The 7863-nt window shown below is 53.1% G+C and carries 11 protein-coding genes; 5 read left to right on the top strand and 6 right to left on the bottom strand.

The window, feature by feature from the left end:
* Nucleotides 1–175 precede the first annotated feature (175 nt).
* A complete protein-coding gene (locus ASC85_RS26050; RefSeq protein WP_057451941.1) occupies nucleotides 176–535 on the bottom strand; it encodes a DUF6124 family protein in 360 nt (119 codons plus the stop codon).
* Nucleotides 536–1025: 490 nt separating this feature from the next.
* On the opposite strand from ASC85_RS26050, the gene ASC85_RS26045 reads away from it, so the two are divergent.
* The 4 genes from ASC85_RS26045 (at nucleotide 1026) to ASC85_RS26030 (ending at nucleotide 3435) form a co-directional block, all read left to right on the top strand.
* Nucleotides 1026–2249 (top strand): colicin E3/pyocin S6 family cytotoxin, encoded by a 1224-nt coding sequence (locus tag ASC85_RS26045; protein ID WP_057451940.1) that lies wholly within the window; start codon nucleotides 1026–1028, stop codon nucleotides 2247–2249.
* 7 nt (nucleotides 2250–2256) lie between these two features.
* Nucleotides 2257–2511 (top strand): colicin E3-like toxin immunity protein, encoded by a 255-nt coding sequence (locus ASC85_RS26040; RefSeq protein WP_057451939.1) that lies wholly within the window; start codon nucleotides 2257–2259, stop codon nucleotides 2509–2511.
* Nucleotides 2512–2892: 381 nt separating this feature from the next.
* The gene (locus tag ASC85_RS26035; protein ID WP_057451938.1) at nucleotides 2893–3171 is read left to right on the top strand and encodes a pyocin S6 family toxin immunity protein; all 279 of its coding nucleotides are present in this window, start codon (nucleotides 2893–2895) and stop codon (nucleotides 3169–3171) included.
* 9 nt (nucleotides 3172–3180) lie between these two features.
* Complete coding sequence (locus ASC85_RS26030) at nucleotides 3181–3435, top strand: colicin E3-like toxin immunity protein (protein ID WP_057451937.1); 255 nt, start codon at nucleotides 3181–3183, stop codon at nucleotides 3433–3435.
* Between the two features lie 37 nt (nucleotides 3436–3472).
* On the opposite strand, the gene ASC85_RS26025 is transcribed toward ASC85_RS26030, so the two are convergent.
* From ASC85_RS26025 to ASC85_RS26015, 3 genes are all read right to left on the bottom strand, one after another.
* The gene (locus ASC85_RS26025; protein ID WP_057451936.1) at nucleotides 3473–3706 is read right to left on the bottom strand and encodes a hypothetical protein; all 234 of its coding nucleotides are present in this window, start codon (nucleotides 3704–3706) and stop codon (nucleotides 3473–3475) included.
* Between the two features lie 148 nt (nucleotides 3707–3854).
* The gene (locus ASC85_RS26020; RefSeq protein WP_057451935.1) at nucleotides 3855–4550 is read right to left on the bottom strand and encodes a hypothetical protein; all 696 of its coding nucleotides are present in this window, start codon (nucleotides 4548–4550) and stop codon (nucleotides 3855–3857) included.
* A gap of 61 nt (nucleotides 4551–4611) precedes the next feature.
* Nucleotides 4612–5097, bottom strand: a complete 486-nt coding sequence (locus ASC85_RS26015) for a DUF3592 domain-containing protein (protein WP_057451934.1) — start codon at nucleotides 5095–5097, stop codon at nucleotides 4612–4614.
* Nucleotides 5098–5668: 571 nt separating this feature from the next.
* Here ASC85_RS26015 and ASC85_RS26010 point away from each other — a divergent pair.
* Entirely contained in the window at nucleotides 5669–5935 is a 267-nt protein-coding gene (locus ASC85_RS26010) for a Rho-binding antiterminator (RefSeq protein ID WP_057451933.1), read from the top strand.
* Nucleotides 5936–6021: 86 nt separating this feature from the next.
* Here the strand turns inward: ASC85_RS26010 and ASC85_RS26005 are convergent, their stop codons facing one another.
* Both ASC85_RS26005 and ASC85_RS26000 read right to left on the bottom strand, forming a co-directional pair.
* Nucleotides 6022–6252 (bottom strand): DUF6429 family protein, encoded by a 231-nt coding sequence (locus ASC85_RS26005; RefSeq protein WP_057451942.1) that lies wholly within the window; start codon nucleotides 6250–6252, stop codon nucleotides 6022–6024.
* 765 nt (nucleotides 6253–7017) lie between these two features.
* A complete protein-coding gene (locus ASC85_RS26000; protein WP_057451932.1) occupies nucleotides 7018–7371 on the bottom strand; it encodes a DUF6124 family protein in 354 nt (117 codons plus the stop codon).
* Nucleotides 7372–7863: the final 492 nt, after the last annotated feature.

The following is a 7863-nucleotide window of genomic DNA, read 5'->3' as shown; positions in this document are numbered from 1 at the left end:
GGCAACTGTATCCAAGATAGTGTCCACTAAAAAATGGTGTCCACTATCTTGGCCAATTTGGAGGGCTGTCAGGAGAGGGTGCTGGGCGGACGGTTACCGAGTCTCCCTCGGGCACAAAAAAGGTCTTGCTAGGCAAGACCTTTTTTCATTCTGGGCAGCACGTAGGGCTGCTGCCCTACCTCACCTCAACAATATCCAACGCCCGATTCGCCAACAGCTCACTCACCTCAATCACCTGCAAAATCCCCATCGCAACACGTCGCCGCGATCCATCCAGATCAAACGCCAAATCACTGATCATGGCATTCGCCGAAGCCAGGTTCTCACTGAGATTCGCAAGCAAACACTCAGAATCCACACTCGGATCAATCCGTAAAATGGAGTCGGTCTTGTCAGACGTTTCGCTCTTAGGCTTGGGTTTCAGGTAAAAATCCAACGCTCGCGTGGCAGCGTCGTCGATTTTCTTGTTGCGGGCAGACTGAGCACGGGAGACGTGTTCGTTCGCATCAGGAGGGTTCGGAGTATCTTTTGCCATTATCTTGTTTCCTGTAGTTGGAGCCATCACCCACTCGCGACTAAACGATGGGGGGCAGCTGTACGCAGGTTAGTCGACCGGGGAAACAAGAAACCGGCGCGTCCGAGGACGCCCTGCGCACAGCCACCATCGAGTGCAGGATGGGAATCCCGACTGGATGACGCCTTGCACAACCTGTTTCACCCTGGGCGACTAAACCCGATCACTGATGAGCAGTGACAGGTCCCAAACTACCGACGCAACCCAAGGCGAACAAGCCGGCGGATTCTGGCGTAGTTGTAGGCAAAGGCGCAAGGCGACGTCGGCTCGCGAGTTGCGGTTGCCCACTGACTGACAGCCCCATCTGACACCTCACATTGTTCCGCCCCCTCATAGCCAGCCCTACCTGTTTTGAGGAAACCGGAACGACCACTTCAAGAAACCTCCTACATCGCGCCCCTCTCTTCCCGCGTTAGCGTCTGCGCTGCATTTAGCGGACGAGATTCACTACGTGGCGACACGCAAAAAAGACATCCCCCAGGTCCGAAACCCGCCCGGCGGCGACGGGCATCACGTCACCTATCGGGACATGACCGCCAGCGAACTGGCCGAGCGCGAAGCCCGGCAGTTGGCTTACGAAGCCATGCTTGCCCGGCAGGCAGCCTATGAACGAGAGCGCTGGGCCACGGTGGATAAAAAGCCCGTATTCAGCGTGACCGGAAGCGTGTTTGCCAAGAGCTGCAAGCTCCCCAACGGCATCATCGATTACAACAACCCCAACGGCTACGTCCCGGCAGATCTGGTCAAGCAGTACGGCGAACTCATGTGGCTCGGTGGTCGCAGCGCCGATCCATCCGGCACGATCCCCCTCAAGCGGATCGGCGCTGGCACGGTTCCCGTTACCTTGGGCAGGCTCGCGCTGGGTGGTTCGGCGACTTCCGCGGCTGCAGTTGCTGGCGGCACCGTCGGCGCTGCCCTGTTGACAGGCATCGTTGCCCTGCTCTGGCCTTCGAACCTGGGCGACAGCGCGCTCTATAGCGAAGACCAGCTACGCGACCTCAAGCAGGCCCGCAGCCGCATGCGCCTGAGCGTCGAGCAGCAGGCCGACGGCAGTCTCAAGGGGTATGGCTTCTATACCGGCCAGCATCCCGATTGGGAAATGGTTGATGTTGTTCAGTTCACGTCGCGAGCCGATCAGTTCATCGCCGACCTGGGTGATGGGATCGAGCTGATCTGGACGCCGGCTATCAATCCGGCTGACACCCTCGGCATTCCGGCTCTCGAAGCGGCGCCCCAGGCGCCACCTATTTGGATCTATCCGCCGACGCCGATGGCTGACAGCATCATCGTCGATCCGATCTATCCGCCGGAGTACAAGGATTTTATTCTGGTGTTCCCGGCGGATTCGGGGGTTCGGCCGGTTTATGTCGTGGTCTCTGTCAGGCGAAGCGGTAACGCCGACCATGACTACTATCCAGCACCAGAAACCGAAGAAATTACCGGTTTTTCAAATCTCAAAGAGGTAAAAAAGAAAACACCAAAACAAGGAGGGGCTGGACTCAGAGAACGTTGGGTTGATCCTAAAGGACGGACCATTTACGAATGGGACTCCCAACATGGCGAGCTAGAGGTATATCGCGCAAGCGACGGAAGTCATTTAGGCGCGTTCGATCATCGGACGGGAGTGCAAGTAGGTAAAGCTAGAAAAAACCGCAACATCAAAAAATATTTGTGAGGATTCGATGGGCTTAAAAATAAGATTGGATTGGTACGACAAAAAAACCGAATTGGGCGAAGGCAAAGAATATTCGAACGACTTGGGGGATGATTTGTCAGTAATCACCGCGCTGGATCTGGAAAGCGAACCCGAAATATATGACGGGGGCTTTGATGTACGCGCCGAATGGATATCTATCATCCAGCCCTTCTTTGGGCATTCAATCGCCCCAGAAAAATTCGATTATCAAATTGCATTTCGGTACCGAGCTAATTGGTAAAAAACAACTAGCCACTTCCCATCAAAACGTTTGTACGTGGCGACGACGTAAAGCGTTGGAAATGGGAGGATCCTAAAAGCAAGTTTTATGAATGAACTCACGGCACGGCGCTATAGGATAGACCCTTGAAACACAAAATAATGGGAACATTAGACGGCGAAGACTTTGCCTCATACGAAAACATGCTCTGCATTGACACTCATGCTCTAGCAAAAATAATGAATTGGGACAAAGAAGAAAGTTACTTTTACGACTACGCACTGAACACATCTCAAATTGAAGCACTGGAAAATTCGTGCTCAATAGAGTTACCACGAAACCTGTTGCTTTTTTTAACCAGCAGCAACTAATTCACTAAAAGGCATCAAAAAGAGGGATACCATGCGTTACTTCTCAATAGCAGGCTTCTATCCAGACGACAAGAAAGACGATTCACTACAATTTGAGATTTGCATAAAAAACGCCGAGCAAAACGAAGCGCTAGCCCAGATAACTGAAGCAAAACCATTCAACGCCGTTGAACCAGGAGAGCTGGAGATAACGGAAGAGCAACTCAAAAAAATAAAGAAAACACTCGACATGAAATTCCCTGCCGGACTGGAATACTTCATCGGGACTAGCGCCGACACCCCCTCAACCAAAACCAGATCAAAAAGCTGAACGAGCCAAATGGGACTCAAACTCAGACTTGAATGGTTTAGCAAGCAAACCGAATCCTACGAAGGAGAAGAATACTCAAAAAACTTGGGCGAGGACGGCGCTGTCATTGAAGCCTTAGGGATTCCAATCGAAAACAACATAAATAACGGAGGCTTTAATGTCCCACAAGAATGGATAAAAATTCTCCAACCTTATTTTCAGCATTCAATTGATTGGCCCACCTACGTCTATCAGGTCTCCTTCGATTATCGAGACAGCTGGTAGGCACGGAGTGAGTGGTCAATTAAAGAGGAATACAGACTCACGCCACATACCGTGCCCGGCTAAAAAACAGTGCCGCACCGATAGCAATAGCACTGGTTGAAGCGATACCCACATCAAAGCCCGAGATGAAAGATGGCAGCGCAAAAATACTCGCGAATCCCAGCGCAAGCAGGGTTATGCCGAGCCATTTCCTGAGGCCGTAGGATTTCATATAGAAAAACAACAGCAGGAACACCGCGTATGCCAAAGCGTATAGGCCATATTCATTCATAGTTCTAGCCGCCTTGAGAACGCGTTCGTTGGGTGTTGAGTAAATCGCCCTGCTGCCGGGTCAAGGATTTGGAAATTCCGACCATCATTTGGCAGGGTAAATCCTTGACGAGCATTTTGTCGTAGAGCACTCCGGTTTGCCTGTGCCGTTATTGCTTCAGGTCTTCAATCAGCTTACCTACAGCCAAATCAGACACCCGGGAAAACGCCGCGCGCGCAGCTTCAGGATCGGTGGCGTACTGCTCCGGGGTGTAAGCGATGGTGTTGCTTTCATTGAATACCGAAATGGTATTGAAGTTGCGCCAAACCGAGGTGCCGCTGCGTTTCATGGAGGCGTTGACGCCAATGACGGGGTACAACACGGTGCTGTAGTTTTTCAGGCTAAGTCCCCACGGCGAGACCATGATTTCAACGTCAGCGTCCGCTCGCTCACCTTGCGCCACGATGGTGAACAACCCCTCTTGCTTGATGCGCCTCTCGAAGCTTTCACGCACCAGTTGGCCCACATCGATACCGTGAGCCTGCATGTTGTTCAGAATCGCCTGGGAAATATCTGCCGTCGCGCCGTCGGCCGCCTTGGTGCCCACGACCGAACCGGCGCCCGCCAATGCGCTCGTGCCGGCGCTCGATGCCCCGGCGGCCATACCAGTCGCTGCGCCTGCTCCGGCCCCCAGGCCTGCACCCCACGCCTGAGTCATGCTGGTGTATTGGAAGTTTTCTACCGCAAAGTACACGGGAAGGATCTTGATCGTTTTGATCTGGTGGCGGTCTTCAACGCTCAAGGACTTGGTTACGCACCCGGAAAGCAGGACGAGCGAAAGCAACGCGAGGATCAACTTTTTCATGGGTGGGAAAACCGATTACCTGGATGAATGAGGGCTCTGGGCATCATGACCGACAACCGTTTCAATAGAAGCGGTCTTCTTCCTTCATGCGATAGATGCTTCCGAAGGTCATGAAGGAGATCCCGAGGAATACCAATGTCAGCAATACCCCGCCAGCCATGACAAAGAAGCTGGCGCGATAAGTGTGTAGCTCGGTGGCGATGCTGCTGATTTGGGGAAACCAACGTGAATACAGAAGGGCAACGTCACCCCCTACCTCGTACTGATCATGTTCGTTATAGCGTTGGTCCACGTATTCGTCTTCATGGACTTGCTGATCACCGTCGGCATATTGGTAACGAATGATGATGCCGTTTTCATTCATCGGGATGCTTTCAAGTTGCGTCACCGTGCCTTTCACCTCGACAGCACTCCATTGAATTGCCCCGTAAATGGTCCCGGAATGTTTTGCCAGGGAGGCCAGCAACAGCAGCACACAGCAAGCAACGGTGAGCAGGACTATGCGGTTATAGAGATGATCTTTTTCAGCTTCGCGTGGGTAAAACATGCTCCGGTCCTTCGGTGATTTTCTTCCGCAAACCTATCGGCGCCCGGTCCGATAACTTAAATCTCTCCAACACTTCCCCCCTCATTGCCTGAGGTTTTACCGAGGGTGGGGGACCCGCGTTTTTTGTCGGGAACCACTCCTTTTCGACAACGCTCACGTGGCAGCGCCAGATAAATCTACCTCGTTGACCCGAACATCAGGGCCACGAAAAAAACACCAGTTTCCCAGGGAAAGCTATCTATCTGTGCCGCCAGAAGGATCAACCAAGGTTGCTAGGTAGAACGTCACGGTGTCTACGAGCAGGTCCACCAGTTCGGGATCCATGTAACGAACATGAAGCCGCTTGTGCTCCAGCAGCCGAGCGTACTCTACCCGTAGACGATGCTCGTGCTTGCGCTCCATCACAAGGCCTCCCCGAACTCAGCGTAATCGTGGTCTGTCCCCTGCCCTTCCCACAACAATTCATGGAGATAACCGCATCATTCAAATCGTCTGCCTTGAATAAACTGGGGGACATTTTTGGCGACTATGACAATCCACTGCAGTTCGAGATTTATCCATGAAACATGAGATGAGCACCTATAAACCGTTGCACTGCGACCTGCACGACTACCTGGAGATTGCCTGCCTGTGCGACTACACGCTGGACATCGAGCTGACTAACGGCCAACGCCTGACAGCCCAGGCGATCACCACACGGACCTCCTCCACACGGGAAGAATTTCTCGAAGTCGAAACCGCGGAAGGCCGCCAGGAGATTCGCCTTGATCAGCTATTGGCAATTAAGCCGCTGGATAAGGACGCCAGGTTTGGCCACGTTCTGCTGGGCGACGAATGATCATCGAACATGGCATTAGCTGAAGCCAGGCTTTCGATAGGGTTTGCTATGGCTTCCGGCGAGCGATCACGAGGCGACACGCACCCTCAACTCTTCTTCCCGAACAACCGCTCGGCAATCTGCCGACCTCGCTCCAACCCTTCGTCCGTCAACCAGATCGACTTGTTCTTGTTTACCGGATCGCTGATGAGGCCTTGTTCATGTAATCGGTTCATGACCTCGAAGTCGAATCCTTTCCAGGCATTGCCGCTGTCGGAGCTGAAGGCTGCCAACAAGGCAAGCACAGATTCTTCTATCAATCTGTCGTCGTATTCCATGGTCGCTGCTCCGCTCGTGTTAGCAGGTAGCGCGATTTTATGCACAAGCGCTCCTTAAAACATTATCCAGTCATCACCTCGCCGGCTTGCTCCAGCGCCAACCGATGCAAGGTGACAGCCCAACTCACATCAAAGCCCCATTCGCCCACTTGGGCGGCGCCGAACAACGAAAGGTCTCCAAGGGCGGACATTCGGAGGAGTGATTGCTTTCTGCCATACCCAAGCTAACCTCCACTCCTGCTGGTCATCAGCGTTTGAAGTAGCATTCCGGGCACGGCTAAACGCCGAGTCACTACCCCACTCGGACACACGGAAGCGAGGACGAGAAAATGCCATCATTTATCGTGAATAGAAACGAACAAGCCAACGGCGACTACGAAGTACACAACACCACAACAGGTTGCAGCCATATGCCGCTACAAGAAAATCAGGTTAGCCTAGGAACCCATCCCTCCTGTACAGGTGCCGTTGCCGCAGCGCGAGCTACATGGGCTAATGCTCAAATCAACGGTTGTTATTACTGCTGTAACCCTTGCCATACAAGCTAACTGTGGAAATGGGCAGCTGGGACACGGGACGACTTCCGGATCTATCGTTGAGCGAGCCTTAGGACCAAACAAGCAACCGTCCTACGCTTATCATCTATTGTCCAATCAGACTGCGAGTTGCGCATTACATAGAAGACTTCAGTCGTTCTGCGGAAAATAAAGGTCTTGTTACCACAAGACCTTTATTTTGCTTAAGGAACGCTGCCGCTCGCCAAGCCTACCTCACCTCAACAATATCCAAAGCCCGATTCGCCAACAGCTCACTCACCTCAATCACCTGCAAAATCCCCAACGCAACGCGCCGCCGCGATCCATCCAGATCAAACGCCAAATCACTGATCATCGCGTTTGCCGAAGCCAAATTCTCACTCAGATTCGCAAGCAAACACTCAGAATCAACCCCCGGATCAATCCGAAAAATGGAGTCCGATTTGTCAGACGTTTCGCTCTTAGGCTTCAGGTAGTAATCCAACGCTCGCGTGGCAGCGTCGTCGATTTTCTTGTTGCGGGCAGATTGAGCACGTGAGACGTGTTCGTTCGTATCGGGGGGATTCGGAGTATCTTTTGCCATCGTCTTGCTTCCTGTCATTGGAGCCATCACCCGCTCGCTGCTAAACGATGGGAGGCAGCTGTACGCAGGTTAGCAGACCGGGGAAACAAGAAACCGGCGCGTCCGGGGACGCCCTGCGCACAGCCACCATCAAGTGCAGGATGGGAATCCCGACTGGATGACGCCTTGCACAACCTGTTTCACCACGAGCTGCTAAACCCGATCACTGATGAGCAGTGACAGGTCCAAACTACCGACTCAACCCCAGGCGCACAAGCCGGCGGATTCTGGCGTAGTTGTAGGCAAACGCGCAAGGCGACGTCGGCTGGCGAGTCCCGTCCGCCCAACGACTGACAGCCACGCCTGACATGTCTTCAACGTATGTTTTTTCTACAATCCATTTCCCTCTCAAAGCCAGCCCTTTCAAGGTCTTTTGGCTTTAGCGGCCTTGAGCACCCGATCCGTCGACACATGAGCATTCGCGGCTTTGCCTTCCAGCCACTCTTTGGATTT

Source organism: Pseudomonas sp. Root401 (genome assembly GCF_001425105.1).
GTDB lineage: Bacteria > Pseudomonadota > Gammaproteobacteria > Pseudomonadales > Pseudomonadaceae > Aquipseudomonas > Aquipseudomonas brassicacearum.
This window is presented reverse-complemented; position numbering and strand designations above follow the sequence as displayed.